General features: G+C 72.9%; 22 protein-coding genes. 9 read left to right on the forward strand and 13 right to left on the reverse strand.

The window, feature by feature from the left end:
• The first annotated feature begins 81 nt into the window (after nt 1-81).
• Nucleotides 82-429, forward strand: coding sequence for a hypothetical protein (locus AB0M99_RS03005; protein WP_365916853.1), 348 nt, complete (start codon nt 82-84; stop codon nt 427-429).
• 88 nt (nt 430-517) lie between these two features.
• On the opposite strand, the gene AB0M99_RS03010 is transcribed toward AB0M99_RS03005, so the two are convergent.
• Nucleotides 518-757, reverse strand: coding sequence for a chaplin (locus AB0M99_RS03010; RefSeq protein ID WP_365916854.1), 240 nt, complete (start codon nt 755-757; stop codon nt 518-520).
• Nucleotides 758-896: 139 nt separating this feature from the next.
• Nucleotides 897-1382 (reverse strand): hypothetical protein, encoded by a 486-nt coding sequence (locus tag AB0M99_RS03015; protein WP_365916855.1) that lies wholly within the window; start codon nt 1380-1382, stop codon nt 897-899.
• 284 nt (nt 1383-1666) lie between these two features.
• Between AB0M99_RS03015 and AB0M99_RS03020 the strand changes: the two genes are divergently transcribed.
• Nucleotides 1667-2077, forward strand: coding sequence for a rodlin (locus AB0M99_RS03020; RefSeq protein ID WP_365916856.1), 411 nt, complete (start codon nt 1667-1669; stop codon nt 2075-2077).
• A gap of 127 nt (nt 2078-2204) precedes the next feature.
• Here AB0M99_RS03020 and AB0M99_RS03025 read toward each other — a convergent pair whose 3' ends face one another.
• Nucleotides 2205-2846, reverse strand: a complete 642-nt coding sequence (locus AB0M99_RS03025) for a vitamin K epoxide reductase family protein (protein WP_365916857.1) — start codon at nt 2844-2846, stop codon at nt 2205-2207.
• Nucleotides 2847-3038: 192 nt separating this feature from the next.
• Between AB0M99_RS03025 and AB0M99_RS03030 the strand changes: the two genes are divergently transcribed.
• Complete coding sequence (locus AB0M99_RS03030; protein ID WP_365916858.1) at nt 3039-3815, forward strand: DUF6227 family protein; 777 nt, start codon at nt 3039-3041, stop codon at nt 3813-3815.
• An 18-nt stretch (nt 3816-3833) separates the two neighbouring features.
• On the opposite strand, the gene AB0M99_RS03035 is transcribed toward AB0M99_RS03030, so the two are convergent.
• The 4 genes from AB0M99_RS03035 to AB0M99_RS03050 form a co-directional block, all read right to left on the reverse strand.
• The gene (locus AB0M99_RS03035) at nt 3834-5789 is read right to left on the reverse strand and encodes a fructose-specific PTS transporter subunit EIIC (RefSeq protein WP_365916859.1); all 1956 of its coding nucleotides are present in this window, start codon (nt 5787-5789) and stop codon (nt 3834-3836) included.
• Nucleotides 5786-6769 (reverse strand): 1-phosphofructokinase, encoded by a 984-nt coding sequence (gene pfkB / locus AB0M99_RS03040; RefSeq protein WP_365916860.1) that lies wholly within the window; start codon nt 6767-6769, stop codon nt 5786-5788. Before pfkB ends, AB0M99_RS03035 begins: the two co-directional genes overlap by 4 nt.
• Nucleotides 6766-7527 (reverse strand): DeoR/GlpR family DNA-binding transcription regulator, encoded by a 762-nt coding sequence (locus tag AB0M99_RS03045; RefSeq protein ID WP_365916921.1) that lies wholly within the window; start codon nt 7525-7527, stop codon nt 6766-6768. The genes pfkB and AB0M99_RS03045 overlap by 4 nt, the downstream gene beginning before the upstream one ends.
• Nucleotides 7528-7661: 134 nt before the next feature.
• Complete coding sequence (locus AB0M99_RS03050; RefSeq protein WP_365916922.1) at nt 7662-9095, reverse strand: MFS transporter; 1434 nt, start codon at nt 9093-9095, stop codon at nt 7662-7664.
• Nucleotides 9096-9278: 183 nt separating this feature from the next.
• On the opposite strand from AB0M99_RS03050, the gene AB0M99_RS03055 reads away from it, so the two are divergent.
• Nucleotides 9279-10229 (forward strand): YafY family protein, encoded by a 951-nt coding sequence (locus AB0M99_RS03055; protein WP_365916861.1) that lies wholly within the window; start codon nt 9279-9281, stop codon nt 10227-10229.
• A 293-nt stretch (nt 10230-10522) separates the two neighbouring features.
• Here AB0M99_RS03055 and AB0M99_RS03060 read toward each other — a convergent pair whose 3' ends face one another.
• The 4 genes from AB0M99_RS03060 to AB0M99_RS03075 all read right to left on the reverse strand — a co-directional run bounded on the left by AB0M99_RS03060 (nt 10523) and on the right by AB0M99_RS03075 (nt 15202).
• Complete coding sequence (locus tag AB0M99_RS03060; protein WP_365916862.1) at nt 10523-11500, reverse strand: sigma-70 family RNA polymerase sigma factor; 978 nt, start codon at nt 11498-11500, stop codon at nt 10523-10525.
• 398 nt (nt 11501-11898) lie between these two features.
• Nucleotides 11899-12666, reverse strand: a complete 768-nt coding sequence (locus tag AB0M99_RS03065; protein ID WP_365916923.1) for a class III extradiol ring-cleavage dioxygenase — start codon at nt 12664-12666, stop codon at nt 11899-11901.
• A gap of 222 nt (nt 12667-12888) precedes the next feature.
• On the reverse strand, nt 12889-14448 hold the full coding sequence (locus AB0M99_RS03070; protein ID WP_365916863.1) for an MFS transporter: 1560 nt from the start codon (nt 14446-14448) through the stop codon (nt 12889-12891).
• A 94-nt stretch (nt 14449-14542) separates the two neighbouring features.
• The gene (locus AB0M99_RS03075) at nt 14543-15202 is read right to left on the reverse strand and encodes a helix-turn-helix domain-containing protein (RefSeq protein WP_365916864.1); all 660 of its coding nucleotides are present in this window, start codon (nt 15200-15202) and stop codon (nt 14543-14545) included.
• A gap of 270 nt (nt 15203-15472) precedes the next feature.
• Here AB0M99_RS03075 and AB0M99_RS03080 point away from each other — a divergent pair, with 270 nt between their 5' ends.
• From AB0M99_RS03080 to AB0M99_RS03090, 3 genes are all read left to right on the forward strand, one after another.
• Nucleotides 15473-16750: a M6 family metalloprotease domain-containing protein gene (locus AB0M99_RS03080; RefSeq protein WP_365916865.1), complete on the forward strand. Its 1278-nt coding sequence runs from the start codon at nt 15473-15475 to the stop codon at nt 16748-16750.
• Between the two features lie 259 nt (nt 16751-17009).
• Nucleotides 17010-17927: a zinc-binding dehydrogenase gene (locus AB0M99_RS03085; RefSeq protein WP_365916866.1), complete on the forward strand. Its 918-nt coding sequence runs from the start codon at nt 17010-17012 to the stop codon at nt 17925-17927.
• A complete protein-coding gene (locus AB0M99_RS03090) occupies nt 17924-18412 on the forward strand; it encodes a RidA family protein (RefSeq protein WP_365916867.1) in 489 nt (162 codons plus the stop codon). Before AB0M99_RS03085 ends, AB0M99_RS03090 begins: the two co-directional genes overlap by 4 nt.
• A gap of 6 nt (nt 18413-18418) precedes the next feature.
• On the opposite strand, the gene AB0M99_RS03095 is transcribed toward AB0M99_RS03090, so the two are convergent.
• Entirely contained in the window at nt 18419-18874 is a 456-nt protein-coding gene (locus AB0M99_RS03095) for a hypothetical protein (RefSeq protein WP_365916868.1), read from the reverse strand.
• 103 nt (nt 18875-18977) lie between these two features.
• Here AB0M99_RS03095 and AB0M99_RS03100 point away from each other — a divergent pair, with 103 nt between their 5' ends.
• Nucleotides 18978-19394, forward strand: coding sequence for a hypothetical protein (locus AB0M99_RS03100; protein ID WP_365916869.1), 417 nt, complete (start codon nt 18978-18980; stop codon nt 19392-19394).
• 19 nt (nt 19395-19413) lie between these two features.
• Complete coding sequence (locus tag AB0M99_RS03105) at nt 19414-20643, forward strand: hypothetical protein (RefSeq protein WP_365916870.1); 1230 nt, start codon at nt 19414-19416, stop codon at nt 20641-20643.
• On the opposite strand, the gene AB0M99_RS03110 is transcribed toward AB0M99_RS03105, so the two are convergent.
• Complete coding sequence (locus AB0M99_RS03110) at nt 20557-22677, reverse strand: hypothetical protein (protein ID WP_365916871.1); 2121 nt, start codon at nt 22675-22677, stop codon at nt 20557-20559. The genes AB0M99_RS03105 and AB0M99_RS03110 overlap by 87 nt on opposite strands.
• Between the last annotated feature and the right edge of the window lie 183 nt (nt 22678-22860).

A 22860-nucleotide genomic window follows, 5' to 3' on the forward strand; every position in this document is an offset into this window, starting at 1 on the left:
GCGGGGAATCGTTAGCCAGGGCGAAAGCGGCGCGACGGTCGCCGCTGACGCCTCTGCCTACGAAAGAAGTGGATTTCCATAATGAAGCTCACGAAGGTCGCCGCTGTCGTCGTCGGCTCCGTCGCCGCCCTCGGCGCCACCGCCCCCGCCTTCGCCGCCGAGGCGCCGACCACCTCGCCGGCCATGAGCCTGACGAGCGGGGTGACGGAGACCCTCAACGCCGTCAACCCGGTCTCGCAGGCGCTCCCGCAGACGCTCGGCAACGGCCTGGCCGAGCAGGGTGAGGCCGTCAACAAGGTCGTGGGCACCGTGCAGAGCGTGAACAAGGTCCGCAACGATGCGCCGGGCGAGGTGATGAAGCTCGCGAACGGGGCCACCCAGGGCAACCCGATGCTCGGCGGCGTGAAGCTCAACGGCGGCGCCAACTGACGGGCCCTTCCCCCGAGTGCGCAGATACGACTGTGGGCGCCACCGGCGAGGCCGGTGACGCCCACAGTCGCGTGCGCGACGACTTGCGTCAGTCGTTGATGCAGGTGTTGCCGAACGCGGGGTTCAGCAGGCCGATCACGTTCACGGAGTTGCCGCAGACGTTGACCGGGACGTGAACCGGGACCTGGAGCAGGTTGCCCGACAGGACGCCCGGGGAGCCGACGGCCGCACCCTCGGCCGAGGAGTCGGCAGCGGCGGATCCGGCGGCACCGGCCGCAGCGAGACCGGCGGAGGCCAGAACCAGGGCGGCCTTCTTGGCAGAGTTCATGGGAAGTGCACCTTCTGTTCGATGTTCTGCCCCGATCCGGGGCTCACAACGAGCGAAACGGTCCACCATCCCAGACGACACGGGTCGGTGCGCGATCAGACCTGTTCAGCTTAATAGTCGTAACCACGCACGGTTCCCGTCACGGCGATCCGAGGATCGGAATCTCGGGGATGCCGGGAATGTCGGGGATCGCGGGCACCAGCTCCACCGGTGGCGCCACGGGTACCGACGGCACCGCCGGGTTGGAGACGGGGAGCTGCGGGATGCCGGGGATCTCGGGGATCGTGATCTCCGGGAGCGGGATCTTGGGGATCTCCGGGATCGCCGGCAGGGCGGGCAGCGCGGGCAGTTTGATCTCCGGGAGCGTCACCCCCGGCAGCAGGGCCCCCAGGGACTTGGTGAGGTCGGCGAGGATCTTCGAAACGCTCGCGAGGAGGTCGTCCAGGGGTCCGGCCGCCGCCGCGCGTTCGTTGATCTCCTCCTGGGCCGCCGCCACCCGGTTCCGCAGCGCGGCGGACCCGGCACCGTCGGCGGCGCCCGCGGGGGCAGCCGCGCCGGTGAGTATGACGACCGCGAGGGCCGACGGGACGAGGATGCGGACGCGGGAGCGCTTCGTGCGGTGCATGGGGGATCCGTTCTGGTGGTCGCGCAGAGACGGACCCGAGCGATCCGCCTCCTTACCCACCGTGCGAACACCTCCTACGGTCCGCAACCGGACCGCGGAGCCCCGAACACCCCTGCTGGCTGCGTACGGGCTTCGCGCACGCGTCCGGAGGCGGCTCACCCGGCCCGGGGAAATCCTCGCCCTCCGCAGGCCGTTTGAGTGAAGCAGCGGAACCAACCTCCGTCCGGGCAGTTGATCAGGGCGCTCCACTAGCGGGCACTCGTGCGACAGACAAAAGGATCAAGATGCTCAAGAAGATCATGACTGCTGCCGCGGTCACCGCCGCCGCCGTCGGCGCGGGCGCCGCTGTTGCCGCCCCGGCCATGGCCATCGGCAACGACAACGGGATCAACACCGTCAACGGGAACGGTGCCCAGCAGATCTACGGCAACCAGAAGACCACCGGCGACATGAGCCCGCAGCTCGGCCTGGTCCAGGGCACGCTGAACAAGCCCTGCATCGGCCTGCCGGTCAAGGTCAACGCCCAGTCCCTCATTGCCCTGGTCAACGTCGGCGTCCAGGACATCAACGTCCTGTCGAACCCGCAGAACCAGCAGTGCACCGAGAACTCCACCCAGGCCAAGGGCGACGAGCCGCTCTCGCACATCCTGGACAACATCCCGGTCCTGTCGGGCAACGGCGCCATCGGCAGCTGATCCAGGCTCCCCCGCGGTCCGGGCGCACGGCGCCCGGCGTGGAGCAGGAAACGACGAGGGCCCCGGCAGCCTCCAGCTGCCGGGGCCCTCGCCCGTGCGGTACGGGTACGGGGTCGGGCCGCCGCCGTCAGCCCGTCCAGAACTCCCACCACCGGGTCAGGATCAGCATCCCGATGACGCCGGTGTGCAGGGCCGGCGGGGCCCAGCCGAACTCGGCGAAGAAGCCCCGGACCGGGGCGGGCGCGGGGAGCGTGCCCGCGGTGACGTTGCGCGCGGTGACCGCCCAGAACATCAGCAGGGTCGCCACCCAGGCCAGACAGCACCACAGGCAGAGCGCGTTGATCTCGTAGAGCGACTGGACCATGAGCCAGGAGCAGAACCCGACGCCGAAGGCGGTTCCGGCGTTCAGGCCGAGCCAGAACCAGCCGCGGTGGCGGGCGCCGGCCAGCAGGCCCGCGCCGACGCACGCGACGACCCCGTACCCGACCAGCCCCAGCATGGGGTTGGGGAAGCCGAAGGCCGCCGCCTGGTCGCTCTGCATGACGCTGCCGCAGGAGACGACGGGGTTGAGGCTGCAGGCGGGCTTGAAGTCGGGGTCCTCCAGCAGCAGGAACTTGTCGAGGGTGATCACCCAGGAGGCCAGCAGGCCGGCGGCCCCGGTGAGGACCAGCAGCCAGGCCAACCCCCGGGAGGTGGCGGGCGGTTCGCCGTCGATGCGGTTGCGGGGCCGTCCCTGTTGGCGGGGAACGCCCACTGTATTCGTTGCCATGCCGCCCATAGTCCCGCCTTTCCTTCCATACCGGGCCTAACCATGCCCATGCATAAGGAAGTTGACCTGAAGGTGTGGCGGGAACCCCTGGTGCTTCCCGGACGTTTTACCGAACCCCGGACGTGATGTCAGAGCCAGGGGCTACGTTGAGCTTCCGCGAAGTGACAAGCTGCGACGGCCTGGAGACCCACCTTGAGCGATCCGTACGAGACAACCGAGGCGCACCTCGAGCGACTCCTGGGCCGCGCCCTCAACTCCTTCGACCTGCCCGACCGGTTGGTCGAGCGCCTCGGTACGGCGCTCGCCCACAGCTCTTCGCTGTACACCACCCACCGCAGCCACGCGGCGGGGGTGTGGCGGGAGACCCACCGGCACACCTACCTGCTGGCCGACGGCGGGGCGGTGTCCCTGTGGGAGCTGGCGTACCGGCTGGAGGGCGACGGGGCCGTCCGGCACGAGGTCTTCGCGGGCAAGGCCGAGACCTGCCTGGCCGTGGCCCGGCTGTTCGGCGAGGCTCCCGCCGAGGCGCTGCTGGACCCGACGCTGACCGATTCCGACGATGACGACGCGAGCGATGTGGCCGTGCTGAGCGCGCTGTTCGCGGCGGCCGCGGCCGCGCCGGCGCAGCGGTACCGGGAGTACGCGGTGGAGCAGTCCGCCGACCACGCGCGGCGGGTGCTGCGGCGTGCGGAGAACCCGGACCGGCCCGGTGAGCCGGTGGCGGAGCGGCTGCGCTCGGCGTACGCGCACCAGATCACCCAGGCCTTCGGCGGCCGCCAGTGCCTCCTCGACGGGCGGGACGCGGGTTTCAGCCTGTACGAGCACGCCTTCGTCATGCTGGACGGCAGCGAGTTCAGCCTGTGGGAGGTCGAGCACACGGCGACGCCGGACGGGCGGCACATGTGCGAGGTGTACGAGAGCGAGGCGGCCGCGCGCGGAGCGATGGAACTCCGCGCGCGGGTCCGCTGAACCGTCCCGGTCACAGCACTAGGCTGCGGCGCCGATCTGCTGCTGTTCGGCGGCTTCCGCCTTCTCGGCCGCGGGGGCGGGGGTTTCGCCCCGGCCCCGCGCGCCCTTGAGGAGGATGACGAGGCCCGCGGTGGTGGCCGTACCGGCGGCGATGGCGAGCAGGTAGAGGAGCGGGTTTCCGATCAGCGGGATCACGAAGATCCCGCCGTGGGGGGCCCGCAGGGTGCACTCGAAGGCCATCGAGAGGGCGCCGGTCACCGCGCCGCCGGCCATCGCGGACGGGATGACCCGGAGCGGGTCGGCCGCGGCGAAGGGGATGGCGCCCTCGCTGATGAAGGAGGCGCCGAGGAACCAGGCCGCCTTGCCGTTCTCGCGCTCGGTGCGGGAGAAGAGCCGGCCGCGCAGGGTGGTGGCCAGCGCCATCGCGAGCGGCGGCACCATGCCGGCGGCCATCACGGCGGCCATGACCTTCAGGCTGCCTTCGTTGGGGGTGGCGAGGCCGCCGATGGCGAAGGCGTACGCGACCTTGTTGAGCGGACCTCCGAGGTCGAAGCACATCATCAGGCCGAGGACGACGCCGAGGATGACCGCGTTGGCCCCGGAGAGGCCGGACAGCCAGTCGGTGAGGGCCTGCTGGAGCGAGGCGACGGGCTTGCCGACGACCAGGAACATCAGGAACGCGGTGACGGCGGAGCCGATCAGCGGCAGCACGACCACGGGCATGATCCCGCGCAGGGCCGCGGGGATGTTCAGCTTCTGCACCGCGAGGACGGTGGCGCCGGCGATGAGACCGGCGATCAGGCCGCCGAGGAAGCCGGCGTTGATGGTGAGCGCCACGGCGCCGCCGACGAACCCCGGTACGAGGCCCGGCCGGTCCGCCATGCCGTACGCGATGTATCCGGCGAGGACGGGGACGAGGAAGCCGAAGGCGAGGCCGCCGGTCTGGAAGAGGAGGGCGGCCCAGCTGGCGGCCTCGGTCCAGATGAAGTGTTCGGCCACGGAGGGGGCGTTGTTGATCTCGTACCCGCCGATGGCGAAGGCGAGGGCGATGAGCAGTCCGCCGGCGGCGACGAACGGGACCATGTAGCTGACGCCCGACATGAGCCAGGTCCGCAGCCGGGCCCCGTAGCCGTCCTGCGGTTCCCCGGCCCGCTCGACGGGGGTGGGTGCGTGCGCCTCCACCTCGCCGCGGGCGGCCTTGTCGCGGGCCTCGGCGAGGAGTTCGGCGGGGCGGTTGATGCCGGCCTTGACGCCGACGTCGACGGTGGGCTTCCCGGTGAAGCGGGCCCGGTCCCGTACCGGGACGTCGTGGGCGAAGACGACGGCGTCGGCGTCGGCGATGTCCTGCGCGGTCAGCCGGGTGAAGCCCGCGGAGCCCTGGGTCTCGACGGTGATGTCGATCCCCGCCCCGGCCGCGGCCTGCTGGAGCGCCTCGGCCGCCATGTAGGTGTGCGCGATCCCGGTGGGACAGGACGTGACGGCCACGACGCGGAACGGCTCCGCGGGGCTCGGGCGGGCCGCAGCACCGGCCGCGTCGGAACCCGAGACCAGGGCGGCGGCCCCGGCCGGGTCGGCGACGCCCCGCAGGGCGGCGGTGAACTCCGCCCGCATCAGGCGGCGCGCCAGCGAGGACAGGATCGAGAGGTGGGCGTCGTCGGCGCCGGCGGGGGCCGCGATGAGGAAGATCAGGTCGGCCGGGCCGTCCGGGGCGCCGAAGTCCACCCCCGCGGCCGAGCGGCCGAAGGCCAGGGTCGGGGCGCTCACATGGACCGAGCGGCAGTGCGGGATGCCTATCCCGCCTTCGAGCCCGGTCGGCATCTGGGCCTCGCGCGCGGCCACGTCCGCCAGGAAGCCGTCGAGGTCCGTGACCCGGCCCAGGGAGACCATCCGCTCGGCGAGGGCGCGCGCCGCCCCCTCCTTGGACTCGGCGGACAGGTCGAGGTCGACCAGTTCGGGGGTGATCATCTCGCTCATTGCTCGTCACTCATTTCGGACAGGGGGAGGTCCAGGGGCAGGTCCTGGGTGACGTGGACCGCTTCGGGGCGCAGGTCCGAGGGGGTCGGCATGGCGCTGCCGGGGAGCTGGACCGCGGCCGCGCCGTGGGCCAGGGCGCAGGCCAGGGCCTCGGCTCCGGTGCCTCCCCCGGAGCCGCCGTCCCGGGAGGGACCCGCGGCGATCAGGAAGCCGGCCAGCGAGGCGTCGCCCGCGCCGACGTTGCTGCGGACGCGGGAGACCGGCGCGGTGCCGTAGAAGGTGCCCTCCGCCGAGGCCAGGAGCTGGCCGTCCGCGCCGAGGCTGGCCAGTACCGCGCCCGCGCCGAGCGAGCGGAGCTCCTCCGCCGCCTTGACCACGTCGGCCAGGGTGGACAGCGGGCGGCCCACCGCCGCGGCGAGTTCCGAGAGGTTCGGCTTGATCACGTCCGGGCGGGCCGGGAGCGCCGCGAGCAGCGCGGGGCCCGAGGTGTCCAGGGCGATCCGGGCACCGGCTTCGTGGGCGCGGGACACGAGGTCGGCGTACCACTCGGGGCGAAGGCCCCGCGGGAGGCTGCCGCAGCAGGCGATCCACGCCGCCCGGCCGGAGCAGGTGCGCACCGTGTCGAGGAGGAGCGCCGATTCCTCGGGCGAGAGTTCGGGGCCCGCCGCGTTGATCTTGGTGAGGGTGCCGTCCGGTTCGACCACGGAGATGTTCGAGCGGGTCTGCCCCGCGATCGAGACCGCGGTGACGTCCACGCCCTGTGCGCCCAGCAGTTCGGCGATCAGCGTGCCGGAGGTGCCGCCGAGCGGCAGGACCGCCGTCGTGCGCACGCCCGCGGCGGCCACCGCGCGGGAGACGTTGACGCCCTTGCCCCCGGGGTCGACCCGGTCGCCGGTGGCGCGCAGCACCGCGCCGCGGTCCAGCGAGGGGACCTCGTAGGTCCGGTCGAGGGAGGGGTTGGGGGTGACGGTGAGGATCATACGAGCACAACTTCCGTACCGGCGGCCTCGATCGCCGCCTTGTCGTCAGGGTCGATGCCGGAGTCCGTGATGAGGAGGTCCACGCCCGCGAAGGTGCCGAAGCGGGCGAAGTGCTCCTGGCCGGCCTTGGTGGAGTCGGCGAGGAGGACGACCCGGCGGGCGGCGTCCATCGCGGCCCGCTTGACGGCCGCCTCGGCGAGGTCGGGGGTGGTCAGGCCGCCGTCCGCCGAGAAGCCGTTGGTCGCGAGGAAGAGCACGTCGGCGCGGACCTCGGCGTACGCGCGCAGGGCCCACGCGTCGACCGCGGCGCGGGTGCGGTGGCGGACGCGGCCGCCGACGAGGTGGAGGTCGATGCCGGTGTGGTCGGCGAGCCGGGCGGCGACGGGCAGGGCGTGGGTGACGACGGTGAGGGCGGCCTCCAGCGGGAGCGCGGCCGCGAGGCGGGCGACGGTGCTGCCCGCGTCGAGGATGACGCTGCCGCCCTCGGGGAGCTCGGCCAGCGCGGCGGCCGCAATGCGGTCCTTCTCGTCGGCCGCGGTGGCCTCGCGCTCGGTGAGGTCCGGCTCGAAGCCGAGGCGGCCGGCCGGCATGGCGCCGCCGTGCACGCGGCGGACGAGGCCGGCGCGGTCGAGGGCCTTGAGGTCGCGGCGTACGGTCTCGGCGGTGACCTGGAACCGGTCGGCGAGGGACAGGACGTCGACCCGGCCCGCCTCGTGGGCGAGGCGCAGGATCTCTTGCTGGCGCTCCGGTGCGTACATGTGGGTTTGATTCCGTTCCATGCCCGACTCTGTGGGTTCCCCCTTACCGTACGCCCACTTCGATCCAAAAACAAAGCAAACGGGCATGCCCGCCAACAGAAGCGGACATGCCCGTCAGAGTGCCGTACGGGGAGCTACCCGACCGGGACCTTCTCCGCGGCCGGCTCCGGCGCGTGCGCCGCGCCGCCCTCGCGCTGGTCCACCGGGACCGCCTTGCGCGGCAGCATGAACATCACCGCGAAGATCACGACGAGTACCGCGGCGCACCACCACAGGGCGGTGCGGAAGGCGCCGACGTACTCCGGCCCGAAGAGCACGTCCTTGTCGATCACCCCGAAGTAGACGACGGAGGTCAGGCCGAGGCCCAGCGCGTTGCCCATCTGGCCGGTGGTGTTGATCAGGCCGGAGGCCGAGCCCGCGTGCTCGCGCGGCACCTCGGACAGCACGGTGTCGGTCAGCGGCGCGATGATCAGGCCCATGCCGAGGCCCATGAGGACCAGCGGGGCCGCCATCTGCCAGGAGGCGATCTCCATGCCGTAGTAATCGGACTCCCATATGTACAGGAGCAGGCCCGCGGCCATGACCAGGGCGCCGGCCTGGAGCACCTTGCGGCCGAAGCGCGGTACGAGCTTCTGGACCGAGATGCCCGCGGCGGCCGAGACGGCCAGGGAGAAGGGGATGCCGGTCGCACCGGACTTCAGGGCGCTCCAGCCGAGGCCCATCTGCATGTAGAGCGTCCACACCAGGAAGAAGATGCCGGTCGCGATGCCGAAGGTGAGCTGGACCGCGATGCCGCCGGCGAAGCTCTTGACCTTGAAGAGGGAGAGCTCGACCAGCGGGGAGCCGTCCTTCTGGATCTTGTACTTCTCGTAGGAGATGAAGGCGGCGAAGACGAACGGCACCGCGCCCATGCACAGGAAGCCCCACAGCGGCCAGTCGTTCTCCCGGCCGTGGGTGAGCGGGAAGATCAGCATGACCAGGCCGAGCGTGGCGAGCACGACGCCGACCAGGTCCAGGCGCAGCGCCTTGGGGGCCTTGGACTCGCTGATGAACTTGCGGCCCAGGACCACACCGGCGATGCCGACGGGCAGGTTGATCAGGAAGATCGGACGCCATTCGAGACCGAGGATGTTCCACTCGGTGAGCAGCGCGCCGAGCATCGGGCCCGAGACGGCGCCGAGACCGACGATCGCGCCGAACATGCCGAAGACCTTGCCGCGCTCGTGCGGCGGGAAGGTGACGTGGATGATCGCCAGCACCTGCGGGACCATCATGGCCGCCATGCCGCCCTGGAGGATGCGGGAGGCGACGAGCACGTCCGGGTCGGGGGCGATGCCGCAGAGCAGCGAGGCGGCGGTGAAGCCGGAGATGCCGATGAGGAACAGGCGCTTGCGGCCGTAGATGTCACCGAGACGGCCGCCGGTGATCAGACCGGCTGCGAACGCGAGGGCGTAGCCGGCGGTGATCCACTGAATGGCGCTGGTGGAGGCCCCGAGGTCCTCGCGCATCCGGGGTATCGCGATGTTGACGATCGTGACGTCGACCAGGTCCATGAAGGCCGCGGTCATCACGATGGCGAGCGCCAGCCAGCGGCGGCGGTCTGCGGGTGAGGTGGCTGTGTCGTTCCGCTCTTCTTGTACGGGCCCGTTCACGCTTTCGGGCGATGCCTGGGGTGTCTCGGTGCTCATGGAGAGAAACCTAGACGGCATGTAGGTCAGTCCGTGTCCTATTTGGCTGGCAGCCTTGATTGCATGACGGATACCCCGGCCCGGCTGCTCTCCCTGCTGTCCCTCCTCCAGACCCCGCGCGAGTGGCCCGGCAGCGAGCTGGCGGAGCGGCTGCGGGTGAGCGCACGCACCATCCGGCGCGACATCGACCGGCTGCGGGACCTCGGGTACCCGGTGGAGGCCACGCTGGGCGCGGACGGCGGCTACCGGCTGGTCGCGGGGGCCGCGATGCCCCCGCTCCTGCTGGACGACGAGGAGGCGGTGGCCATCGCCGTGGGCCTGCGGGCGGGGGCCGGGCACGCCATCGAGGGGGTCGAGGAGGCCTCCGTACGGGCCCTCGCGAAGCTGGAGCAGGTCCTGCCGGGGCGGCTGCGGCACCGGGTGAGCGCGCTGCAGTCGGCCACGGTCGCCCTGACCCGTGGGGACGGCCCGAGCGTGGACCCGCGGACGCTGACGGTCATGGCCTCGGCGGTGGCGGGGCCCGAGCGGCTGCGGTTCGCCTACCGGGCACGGGACGGGGTGGAGTCCCGGCGGCTGGTGGAGCCGTACCGGCTGGTGAGCGCGGGGAGCAGGTGGTACCTCGTCGCCTACGACCTGGAGCGCGAGGACTGGCGGACCTTCCGGGTGGACCGGGTGGCCGAGGCCTTCGCGACGGGGGCCCGGTTCGTGGCGCGGGAGCTGCCGGTGGACGCGGGCACGTTCGTACGGCGGGGGCTGCGGGGCGGTGAGACGTACGCGGTGGACGTGTCCTTCGCGGTGGCCCCGGCGGAGCTGCCGGGGTGGCTGCGCGGGGAGGCGGTGGCCGAGCCGGGGGGCGGGGCCCGGGCCCGGTTCGACAGCGGGGACTCGCCGGAGTGGCTGGCGGCCCGGCTGGCCCTGACCGGGCTGGCGTTCACGATCCACGCCCCGTCGTTCCTGGCGTCGGCGGCCGCCGGGCTGGCCGCGCGGCTCACGTCGGCGACGCCGGCGCCGTAGTCGGCGGGTACGGCGCCGTAGTCGGCGGGCACGGCGCCGTAGTCGGCGGGCACGGCGCCGTAGTCGGCGGGCACGGCACCGTAGTCGGCGGGCACGGCACCGTAGTCGGCGGGCACGGCACCGTAGTCGGCGGGCACGGCGCCGTAGTCGGCGGGCACGGCACCGTAGTCGGCGGGCACGGCACCGTAGTCGGCGGGCACGGCACCGTGGTCGGCGGGCACGGCACCGGGCAAGGGGGAGCCCCGGCGCCTGGGGGGGGATAGGCACCGGGGCTCGTTCGGGGGGCGGCCGCGTCAGGCCACGGCGTCGAAGCCGGTGTCGCGCGCCATCTTCTTCAACTCCAGCAGCGCGTGCTTCTCGATCTGGCGGATCCGCTCGCGGGTCAGGCCGTGCTGCTTGCCGACCTCCGTCAGCGTCCGCTCGCGGCCGTCCTCGATGCCGTACCGCATCTTGATGATCGACGCCGTGCGCTGGTCGAGCTTGCCCAGCAGGTCCTCCAACTCCTCGCTGCGCAGCAGCGAGAGCACGGACTGCTCCGGGGAGATGGCCGAGGTGTCCTCCAGCAGATCGCCGAACTGCGTCTCGCCCTCGTCGTCCACGGCCATGTTCAGGCTGACCGGGTCGCGGGCCCAGTCCAGGACGTCTCCGACGCGCTTCTCCGTCGTGTCCAGCTCGGCGGCGATCTCCGCGTGCTCCGGGTCCCGGCCGTTCTCGCGGTTGAACTCGCGCTGGATCCGGCGGATCCGGCCGAGCTCCTCCACCAGGTGGACGGGGAGGCGGATGGTGCGGGACTGGTCGGCGATGGAACGGGTGATGGCCTGGCGGATCCACCACGTGGCGTACGTGGAGAACTTGAAGCCCTTGGCGTAGTCGAACTTCTCGACCGCGCGCACCAGGCCGGCATTGCCCTCCTGGATGAGGTCGAGGAGCGGCAGACCGCTGCGCGGGTAGCGGCGGGCGACGGCGACGACCAGACGGAGGTTGGAGCGGATGAATACTTCCTTGGCACGCTCGCCCTCGGCGGCCAGCGCCTCCAGCTCCTCGCGCGCGGGCGTCCTGCCCGTGCGCTCTATCGCACCGTCGAGGATCTGCTGGGCGTACACGCCCGCCTCGATGATCTGCGAGAGCTCCACTTCCTTGGCGGCGTCGAGCAGCGGGGTGCGCGCGATCTCGTCCAGGTACATCCCGACCAGGTCGCGGTCTGCGATCTCTCCGCCCACGGAACGGGCGCTGCTCGAGGACTGACGACGGGCGACGGCGCGGGTTGCCATGCGTGCTCCCTTGCGATGAGTTCGGTCGCGTTGCGGCTGCGGGACACGCCCTGATGCTGGGCCGGCGCGTCCTCGGACACTCTCCCGAGTGCCCGCTTCCGAAGGAAACAACGACTGGAATCGGGACAGAATTCCCACAGTGCTGCCTCTTTTTCGAGATCTTGCAGTATCCTGCCCGGCCACCAGCCGGGCGGAACGCCGCAAGACCCGGGAGAGGTGCAGGTCAGACCCCGGATGGGGACCGGCCTGGAGACCTTCGCGGACCCGTAGGACCACTGCGTCCGTGAGACCGCCGTCACCTTCGACGCGGTGCACTCCCACCCTGAAGACGGCACGCACCGGCTCTTGGTTGCCTGGAGCGGCGCTCGAATCGCTGGATACGCGACAACCAGCCCATTTCAGCCGAACTGGAGGGAGCGCTTCGAGAGGCCCATCCAGAAGCCGTCCACCGTGTCGCGGCGGGCCGAGAGGTCGCCGGCGGCCTCCGCCGCGCCGAGGGTCACGAACAGCGGGGCGAAGTGTTCCGTACGGGGGTGGGCGAGGCGGCCCGACGGGGACTTGGCCTCGAAGTCGAGCAGGGAGTCCAGGTCGCCGGCCGCCAGTGCCTCGTGGCCCCAGGCGTCGAACTCCGCGGACCAGGCCGGGACCCCCGGTCCGGTGTGGCGCAGCGCGGCCAGGTTGTGCGTGAAGAAGCCGCTGCCCACGATCAGTACGCCCTCGTCTCGCAGCGGGGCCAGCTTGCGGCCGATCTCCATCAGGCGGCGCGGGTCCAGCGTCGGCATGGAGATCTGCAGGACCGGTATGTCGGCGCCGGGGAACATCTCCACCAGCGGGACGTACGCGCCGTGGTCCAGGCCCCGGTCGGGGATGTCCTGGACGGGTGTGCCCGGGGCCCGCAGGAGGGCCCGTACCGCGGCGGCCAGGCCGGGGGCGCCCGGGGCGTCGTACCGGACGCGGTAGTAGTGCTCCGGGAAGCCCCAGAAGTCGTACACGAGCGGGACGCGCTCGGTGGCGCCGAGGGCGAGCGGGGCCTCCTCCCAGTGGGCGGAGACCATCAGGATCGCCCGGGGGCGGGGCAGCCCGGCGGACCAGGCGGCCAGTTCGCCCGGCCAGACCGGGTCGTCGGCCAGGGGCGGGGCGCCGTGGCTGAGGTAGAGGGCCGGCATGCGTGCCCCCTCGGGCGCCCCGGGTGCCGAAGGCGCGGCGAGCGTGCCGACCGCCTGCGCCGTCTCCGCCGCCTGCGCCGTCTCCATCGTCTCGGGGTTCACGGGGCGCTCCATTCGTGGGTGCGGGGCCGGCATACGAAAAGACTAACCCCGCGTCGTTCAAATTTGAACGACGCGGGGTCATCAGTCATTCCCGCTACCCGGAGCCTCCGGTCGGCCGGGTCAGTGGGCGATCACCGGAACCTTGAGCTCGGCCTCGGCCCCGGCCCCGGCGCCCTCGCCGTCACCCGAGGCGACCGGCCCGCCGGCGCCGGGACGGCCCGTGGTGATCAGGGCCAGCGCGATCACCGAGCTGGCGACGAGGATGCCGACCGCCCACCAGATGGCGGAGGCGTAACCCTCGACCATGGCCTGGGCCTGGATCAGCTTCGCGCCCGCCCCGCCCGCCGCGGCCTCCGCGGCGTGGTCGGTCAGGTACGCGGTGGTCGCCGAGGCGGCGATCGTGTTCAGCAGGGCGGTGCCGATCGCGCCGCCGACCTGCTGCGAGGTGTTGACCATCGCGGAGGCGACACCGGCGTCGGCCGGGTCCACCCCGTGGGTGGCCAGGGACATGGCGGGCATGAAGGCCGTACCCATGCCGAGGCCCAGCAGCAGCTGCGCCGGCAGGATCAGCGCCGGGTACGAGGACCCGACCTCCAGCTGCGTCAGCAGCAGCATGCCGGTGGCGGCGAGCAGGAAGCCCGGGCCCATCAGCAGGCGCGGCGGGACCCGCGTCATCAGGCGGGCGCCGATCTGCGTGGAGCCGGCGATCATGCCCGCGATCATCGGGAGGAAGGCGAAGCCGGTCTTGACGGGCGAGAAGCCCTTCACGACCTGGAGGTAGTACGTGAGGAAGAGGAACAGGCCGAACATCGCGATGACGGCCAGGCCGAGCGAGAGGTAGACACCGCCGCGGTTGCGCTCCAGCAGGACGCGCAGCGGCAGCAGCGGGGACTTCACCTTGGACTCGACGAAGACGAAGGCGGCCAGCAGGCCCGCGGAGGCGACGAACATGGCCACGGTCACGGCGTCCGACCAGCCCGCGGACTCGGCGCGGGTGAAGCCGTACACCAGCGCGACCAGGCCGAGCGTGGAGAGGACCACGCCGGGGATGTCGAGCGGGGCGCGGTTGCGGCCGCCGGCCGGCTCGCGGATGACCATCCAGGCGCCCACGGCCGCGACGATCGCGAAGGGGATGTTGACGAAGAAGGTCCAGCGCCAGTTCAGGTACTCGGTGAGGAAGCCGCCGAGGATCAGGCCCACGGCACCGCCGCCGCCGGCGATGGCACCGTAGATCCCGAAGGCCTTGGCGCGCTCCTTGGCGTCGGTGAACATGACGGCCAGCAGCGAGAGGGCGGCGGGCGCGAGCAGGGCGCCGAAGGCTCCCTGGAGGGCGCGGGCGCCGAGCATCATGGCCTCACCGGTGGCGGCGCCGCCCAGCGCGGAGGCCAGGGCGAAGCCGGCCAGGCCGACGACGAACGCGTTCTTGCGGCCCCACTTGTCGGCGATGCGGCCGCCGAAGAGCAGAAGTCCGCCGAAGGCCAGGGCGTACGCGGTGATGACCCACTGGCGGTTGCCGTCGGAGATCCCGAGGTCGGTCTGGGCCGAGGGGAGGGCGATGTTCACGATGGTCGCGTCGAGCACGACCATCAGCTGGGCCAGGGCTATGAAGACGAGGGCCTTCCAGCGGCTGGGGTCGGCTGAGGTCAACGTCAGCGGCGGATTCGCGGCTGTTTTTGACATGGGGGTACCCACTCCATGGTGCGAAATGACTGAAAAAGAGGTTTCAGTAAGGTTTAGGGAGGTTCTGTGACGCTAACGGGTGCGACCCTGGACGTCACATGGTTTTCCGCCTCAGGTCCTCCAGCGTGGCCGCGGAACCCGGCAGCTCGGAGCGGGCCGGAGTGCGCAACCCGTCGAGGAACAGCTGGAGATGGCGGTGGACGAAGCGGTCCACCTCGAAGCAGGCGATGCCGGGGAGCGGGCGCGCGAGCTGGGACATGGCGATCATCAGGTCGCCGGCGCCGATGTCGGTACGGATCAGCCCCGCGGACTGTCCCGCCGCCATCAAGGCCTCGGCAGCCTCCTCCAACTCGATGCGCGCGGCGTCGAGTTCGGGGTGGTCGCGGTCGAAGTCCCCGTCGAGCATGGGGCACAGGGCGCCGATCCGCTCGTCCGCCGCCGCGTGCGCGAACCGGCACAGCGCGGCGAAGGCGTCCAGCTCCTCGCGCAGCGCGTCCTGCGCCTGGGTGGTGACCCGGTCCATCACGAACAGCACGACGTGGTGCACGAGGGCGGCCCGGTCGGGGAAGTGCCGGTAGAGCGTGGCATTGCCGATACCGGCCCGGCGGGCGATCTCGTCGAGCGGGGCGCCGGCGCCGAACTCCACGAACACCTCGCGCGCCGCGGCCAGGATGCGCTCCCGGTTGCGTACGGCGTCGGCGCGCGGCCGCGGCACCTTGACCTCCGCCGCGGCGATCGTGGTGGGGCGCTTCATTCCCGGGCCTCCCTGGCATTGGCACTGACGCCGGCACTGGCACTCGTACAAGCGGGGAGCTCGTCCCCGTTTCAAGTCGGACTCAAGTGCAAACGGGGATTGCGTCCCCGGTTATTTCACTCGTTCGTGTGAGCTGGGTCACACCGATACATCCCGACTTGTCCCGTTTGGACGCTTTCGACGCGCGGGCGCGCCGCGGCCGTCGGAGGGTGAGCGCACAGAGCGCAGACCGGACCCGGCCGGCTGCCGCGGACCCGAAGGCCGATCTCCATGCCGCAGACGCGCCACCGGATACGCAGACCGCACCGCACCAGCGCCTACATCGGCCTCACCGCGCTGGCGCTCGGCGTCACGGCGACCGCCAGCGCGGGCATCTCGAACCGCACCCACTCGGCTTCCGGGCCCGTCGCCTCGACCGCCGAATCGGCGCTCGCGCCCTGCCGCATCGCCGGCACGATGGGCGTGCAGATGTCCGAGGGCCTGCCGACCCCGCCCGGGTACGCGCGCTCGACCGGCAAGGTCCGCGCACTGAACCTGATGATCGACTTCCCCGACGCCAAGGGGGAGGGCACCGCCGCCGACCGGCTGGCGGAGTTCTTCCCGCAGACCTCCGACTGGTTCCGGACCAGCTCCTACGGCCGGCTCGACTACCGGGCCGAGGCCCCGGTACGGAACTGGCTGCGCATGCCGATGCCGTTCGCGGCGTACGGGATCGAGCGCGGCTCCCCGTACGAGCCCGGCTACCGCCAGCTGGTCGAGCACATCGTGAAGGCCGCCGACACCGAGGTCGACTTCTCCCGGTACGACCTGGTCAACATCCTGGTCACGCCGAACGCCGGGCCCTCGGCGCTCGACGCCGTGCTCTCGGTGACCTTCTCCGGCAACAGCGAGGCGCCCATGGCCGACGGGGTGCCGCTCGCCAACACGTCCTTCGTCTACAGCCGGCAGGACGACGGCTCGGGCTCCTACCGGGAGACCGGCTACCGGGTGCTCCCCCACGAGAACGGGCACGTCTTCGGCCTGCCCGACCTGTACACCGCCGACGGCGGGGGCACGGTCGGGCACTGGGACATCATGAGCGAGGACTGGGGCGCCAACAACGACCTGCTCGGCTGGCACAAGTGGAAGCTGGGCTGGCTCGACGCCTCCCAGATCAGCTGCGCCGGCAAGTCCGGCGTCAGCGACCACGTCCTGTCCCCGCTGGCGGTCGAGGGCGGCACCAAGCTGGCCTTCGTCCCGGTGTCGGAGAGCGCCGGGTACGCGGTGGAGGTGCGCACCAGGGCCGGGAACGACGAGGCCGTCTGCAAGCCGGGCGTACTCATCTACAAGGTGGACTCCGACGTGGACACCGGGCGCGGCCCGGTGATCGTCTCCGACAGTGCGAACGCGAGCGGCGGCTGCACCAGGCGGCCCAACGTGCACGCGGAGCTCTCGGACGCTCCGTTCCGGCCGGGCGAGACCTTCTCCGACGAGAAGGCGGGCATCGGCATCTCGGTCGTCGGCGAGCTGCGCAACGGCAGCTACCAGGTACGCGTGACGCGTCCGTGAGGGCGGGCGCGGTGGCGGCGGGCGCGGGGCCGGCGGCGCGCGGGGCCGGCGGCGCGCGGGGCCGGCGGCGCGCGGGCCGGGAGCCGGAGCGGGCCCGGGGCCGGGCCGGCCGGGCCGGATGACCTGATTCGGGACCGGCGGCGGCACCGGGTCCGGCCACTCGGCCCGCCAGGTACCGACCTCCGGCCCCGCGGAGCACCGCACCCGGGCGGCGACCGTTGAGGCGTAAGGCGTAAGCGTCACGACGTAGGGAGACCCCGTGAAGGCCTTCGCTCTGCGCCGCCCCGGCGAGCCGCCCGCCCTGGTCGAGCGCCCGGTCCCGCGACCGGGGCCCGGCGAGGTCCTCGTACGGACCACGGCCGCGCTCATCTGCGCCTGGGACGGCCACTCCGCCGCCGCCGCGCCCAGCGGGCTCGGCCACGAGGCCGTCGGCGTCGTCGAGGCCGTCGGGGGCGGGGTCTGCCCGTCCTACGTCGGCCGCCGCGTCGGCGTCGAGGGGCACGGGCGGCTCGCCGAGTACTTCCGCGCCCCGGCGGCCGGGGCGGGGCTGGTCCCGCTCCCCGGCACCGTCAGCGACCACCAGGCCCTGTACGCGGCCGGGGCGCTGCCCACCGGCTTCGCCGCCGCCGAGGAGGCCGCGCCGGCCCCCGGCGGCAGCATCGCGATCTTCGGGCAGGGCACCGTCGGGCTCAGCGCCACCGTGGCAGCCGGGCGGCTGCTCGGGGCGCGGGTCATCGCCGTGGAGCCGGAGATGAAGCGTCAGCGCCTCGCCCTGCGGTTCGGGGCGGACGTGGTGGTGGACCCCGCGTACGAGGACACCGCCGAGCGGCTCCTGGAGCTGACGGGCGGGGCCGGGGCGGACTGCGCGATCGTGGCCACCCCCTCGCCCGGCGCCGCGCGGGCGGCCCGCGCGGGCACCGCCGAGGGCGCGAAGGTCACGTACGCCCGCTGCCGGCCGCCCCGGGGGCGCGGTGAGCGGCTGGCGCGGGCCCTGCACCTGATCGGCGACGGGCTGGTGGAGCCGACGGTGATGACCACGCACGAGTTCCCCTTCCACCGTGTCGGGGAGGCGTTCACGCGGCTCGGCACCCGCGAACCCGGCATGATCAAGCCGATCATCCTGTTCCCGCGGCCCGCGGGACCACAGCAGCAGACGGAGACAGGAGACCCGCGATGACCGCGACGCCCAGCACCCCCGAAGAGCGCCTCGCCGCGGCCGGGCTGAAGCTCCCGCCGACCCCCGAGCCCGTCGCCGTGTACGTACCCGCCGTACGCAGCGGGCACTACGTCCACACCTCGGGTCAGCTCCCGATGGTGGACGGCGCCCTGCCGCTGACCGGCAAGGTCGGCGCCGAGGTCACCCCGGAGCAGGCCAAGGAGCTGGCGCAGCAGTGCGCGCTGAACGCGCTGGCCGCCGTCACGTCGGTCACCGGGGACCTGTCGGCCGTCAAGCGCGTGGTGAAGGTCGTCGGCTTCGTCGCCAGCGACCCGCACTTCACCGGCCAGCCGGGCGTGCTCAACGGCGCCAGCGAGCTGCTGGGCACCGCCTTCGGCGACGCGGGCATCCACGCGCGCAGCGCGGTCGGCGTGGCGGTGCTGCCGCTGGACGCGCCGGTCGAGGTGGAGATCACCGTGGAGCTGCACACCCCGATGGGCGCGTAGCGGACCTCAAGGGCGGGTCTCCGGCTGCTGGTTGAAGGTGACGGTGTAGTCGTTGCCCGTGAAGACCTGTGAGTTGAAGGTGCCGCCGCTGATGTTGGTGGTGGTGTTCTGGACGGTGGCCGCCCGGTCCGCACGCCAGTCGGGGTTCACCTCGTCGAGCAGCTCGGTCAGTTCGCGTACGGCCGCCGGGTCGCGCTCCAGCGCGGCCCGCAGGCGGTCCCGCCAGGCCTCCTCGACGCGGACTGCGGCGGCCTCGTCGCCGTCGGCGCGGGCGACGAGGAGTTCCGCGCGGGAGGCGCGGAGTTCGGCCTCCGCGGCGGGGTCCGTGCCCTCTGCCGGGTCGGCCGCGTCCGTCCGGCCGAGGAGGCGGGCGAAGCGTCCGCTCGCGTAGGTCCAGGCCTCCGAGGCCATGAGGCCGACGATCGTGGTCGCACCCGCCGTCACCAGTGCCGCAACATCCATGAGGGCCACGCTAGCCGTAGGGTGACCGCGGCGGGCACGGATCGGGAAAGCGGTGGTGTGTGTGCGGACGGAGCGGGCACTGCCGGCCCGGAGGTGGCTCACGGTGCCGGCCGAGCGCACGGTCCTGGGCGTCATCCACAACGTCACGTCCGCGACCAGGCTGCTCGACGTCCTCGCCGTCTTCGAGGGGGATCCGCGCGTCCGGGTGGTGTTCACGTGCACGGGGTCCTCGGTCTTCGAGGACGGCATCCCGGAATTCGTCTCCGCGCACGGGCTGTTCTTCCTGCCGTGGGAGAGCGCCCTGAAGGAGGAATTCGACCTGGCGGTGAGCACCAGCCGCGGCGGAGATCTGGAAGCGATTTCCGCACCCCTCATTGGCGCCCCGCACGGCGCCGGATACAATAAAAAGCTCAGCAGGAATCCGGAATCCGGAATCCGGAATCCGGAATCCGGAATCCGGGGCAGGGGTCGGGGCCGGGGCTTTCGGGCTGTCGCCCGAATGGCTGCTGCACGACGGTGAGGTCGTCCCGTCCGCGATCGTGCTCTCGCACGACGAGCAGCGCTCCCGCCTGGCGCGCGACTGCCCCGAGGCCCTCCCGTACGCCCATGTCGTCGGTGACCCCTGCGCGGACCAGCTCGACGCCTCCGCCCCCTTCCGTACGGAATACCGCGCGGCCCTGGGAGTCCGGCCGGAACAGAAACTCCTGCTCATCACCTCCACCTGGTCCGAGGAATCCCTCCTCGGGTCCGCCATCGAATGCGTGGAGCGAGCCCTCGCCGAATTGCCGTACGATGAATTCCGGGTCCTGGCCGCCATCCACCCCAATGCCTGGTACGGGCACGGCGGATTCCAGATCCGCCAATGGCTGGAGCGCGCCCGCCGGGCCGGGCTGATCCTGCCGCCGCCCGCCGGCGAGACCTGGAAGGCCGCGATCTGTGCTGCCGACGCCTTCGTCGGGGACCACGGCTCCCTCAGCCTGTACGCCGCCGCGCGCGGGCTGCCCGGGCTGCTCGCCGCCTTCGGCGCCGGAACCGTCGCCCCCGGCTCCCCCATGGACTGGCTCGGCGGGCAACTGCCCCGCGTGGACCCGGTCCGCCCGCTGTCCGAGCAGCTCGCGCAGGCCGTCGCCCTCCCCGGGGCCGCCGCGCGCGTCACCTCGCGCCCCGGCCGCTCGCTCGCCCTGCTCCGCGCCCTGTGCTACCGGCACCTGAACCTCCCCGAGCCTGCCTTCCCCGTACTGCCGCGGCCCGTCGCGGTACCCGAACCCGGCGCCGTACGCAGCCCGTTGGGCCCCGCCCTCTACGTCGACACCCGCGTCCGCGGCCGGGAGGTACGGGTCCGCCGCTACCCGGCCGAGTTGCAGGGCAGCGGTGGCAGCGCCGCCCCTCTCGGCGCCGACGTGCACGTGGTGGCCGACGCCGCCGAGCCGGACCCGCGGCTGCGCGGCCTCGCCGACGTACTGGTGGCGCGCCCGGACGCGGACCCGACGGCGGTGTTCGCCCGGAACCCCGGATGCGCACTGGTGGCGACCGGGGCGGGGCGCCTCGTGCTGCGCTCCGGCCGGGAGTTCGAGGTCCCGGCCGGCTGCGATCCGGCTCCGGCCGCCTCGGCCCTGCTGGCGCTGCTCGGCGAGGGCCTCGACCCCGAGGGCGGCTGCACCCTGCGGATCGGCGGCGCGACCTCAGCCCTGCGCTTCACCCCGCCCGGGGCTCGCGGCGCTGCCGGCCAGGCGGATGCGGGCCTCCTCGGCCCGGATGCTGCGCAGTGACCCGTACAGCTCCAGAGCCGCCTCCCAGTCGGCCCGGGCGGCCTCCGGGTCGCCGAGGGCCCCGCGTACGTCTCCCCGTACGAGCACGGCATCGGCCCGGTTGAGCGACGGGCCGGCGAACGCCTCCAGGGCCAGCGCCAGCGGCTCCACGGCCTCCTGGGGGCGGCCCGCGGCGAGGCGGGCCATGGCGTAGCGCAGCCGGGTCTTGGCGGCGTTGCCCGTATCGGGCGCGGGCAGGGTGAGGAACCCGTGCAGGGCCTGCCCCAGGTGCGCGACGGCCTGCTCGTGCAGCCCGGCGGCGCTCGCCGCGTTGCCCTGGTGGTACTCCAACAGGGCGCGTCCGCGCGGGTGTTCCAGGCTGCCGAGCGCGTCGAGGGCCTGCTGGTACAGCTCCAGGGCCGTCTGCGGGTGCCCCTGGGCGGTCGCGATCCGGCCCAGGCCCTCCAGGGCGGAGGACTCGGTGCGCCCGTGCCCGATCCGGCGGGCGCTCTCGCGGGCCGCGCCGTAGTGCAGGAGCGCTTCCTCCAAGTCCTCGGCGGAGCCACGGTCGTTGAGGGCGAAGGCCAGCTCGAAATGCATGCGGGCGAGCATGAGCCCGCCGCCGTCGGCGCCCTCCGCGCGGCCTGCGGCGTCGAGCGCGAGACGGGCGATGCGGATCCACAGGGTGTGGTGGCCCCGGTCGAGGAACATCGCGTGGACGGCCTCGGCGAGCTGGCAGAGGCGCGCGGGCTCGATCTCGCGCAGCTCGGCGACGGCCACCAGGTTGTTCCGGTCCGCCTCCAGGGCCCTCAGGGCCTGCGCACGGTCCGCGAACACCCCTGCCAGCGCCTCGGATCCGGGCTCGGCGAAGAGCGGGCCGGCCCGCCAGCGCGAGGACAGCCGTAGCTCGGCGGCGCCCGCGCGGCGCAGGTACCAGTCGATGACGCGCTCCAGGGCGCCCCGCGACTCGGGGTCGGCGGCGGCCAGGATCTGCGCGTGCCCGTGCAGCACCCCGTTCAGGCGGGACCGCCCGGGCTCGGACCGCTCCAGCAGCCCGGCGGCGTAGAGGGGGCCCCGCACCCCGGGCGCCAGCTCGTCGAGGAACGCGTCGGCGAACTCGGGGGTGGGGTGGGCCCCGAGGAGGCGGAATCCGCGCCGCACCTCCGGGTCGAGGGCCTCGTAGGCGAGGTCGAAGAGGCGCCGGGGCATGTCGAGGGCCTCCAGGACGTTCTCCCGGGCGATCCGGGCCGCCAGCCCCTCGACCCCGTCGAACATCGGGTCGGCCGCCCGGGCCGCGGCGATGCGCACCACGTACGGCAGTCCGGCCGAGGCCCGCAGCACCGTGCGCAGCGCCTCGCCGCCCGGTACGTCCTCCCCCGCGACGGCGCGGAACAGCTCGGCGCACGCCTCCTCGTCCAGCTCCGGTACGACGAGCCGCACCGGCAGCCGCCCGTCCTGCTCGTCGCGCTCGAAGGCGCCGAGGCGGAACCGGCTGGTCAGCACCACCATGCTGGCGGGATGCCCGGGGAACAGCTGCCGGACCTGGCTCGCGGAGACGACCCCGTCGAGGACCACGAGCGAGGGCCGCCCGGCGGTCAGGCTCCGGAACCGCCCGGCCAACCCGTCGACGGTGCCGGGCAGTTCGGCACGCGGAGTGCCGAGCACCCCGATGAACGACTCCAGCACGGCGGCGGCCTCGGCCCCGCCCGCGAGCCCCTGGGGGCTCATGTCGGCGTAGAACACCCCGCCGGGGAACTCCTCCGTGCGCTGCTGCGCCCAGTGCAGCACGAGCCCGGTCTTCCCGACGCCGAGCGTCCCGTGCAGCAGCACCAGCAGCGGCGCGCGCCGGGCCTCGCGGCCGGCCAGCAGCTCGTCGAGCCGGGCGCGGGTCGCCTCGCGGTCGACGAACCCGTCGGGGCCGAAGGGCAGCATGCGGGGCACGGGTTCGGGCGCGGGCCGGTCCATGGGGCCATGCTGGAACATCTTGGGGTCCCGGCCCAGGAAGACCGGGCCGTTGAAGGTACCGCCGGAGATGTTGCTGCTCACCGATTCCACGCGGCGCAGTTTCCCAGCCCCCGCACCCGGACGGCACCCTTCCGGCCGATCATGGCCGGTAGGCGACGGCTGATTGACCGACGGACCCCCGGCCCGCGCCCGCCGCCGCCCCCGCGGGAACCGCGGCGCCATATCGGGGCGCGCCCCCTCATCACGATCCGCTACGCTGTCGGTGGTCGGACG

Origin of the sequence: Streptomyces sp. NPDC051183, from assembly GCF_040682455.1 — a bacterium.
In the GTDB taxonomy this organism is placed as follows: domain Bacteria; phylum Actinomycetota; class Actinomycetes; order Streptomycetales; family Streptomycetaceae; genus Streptomyces.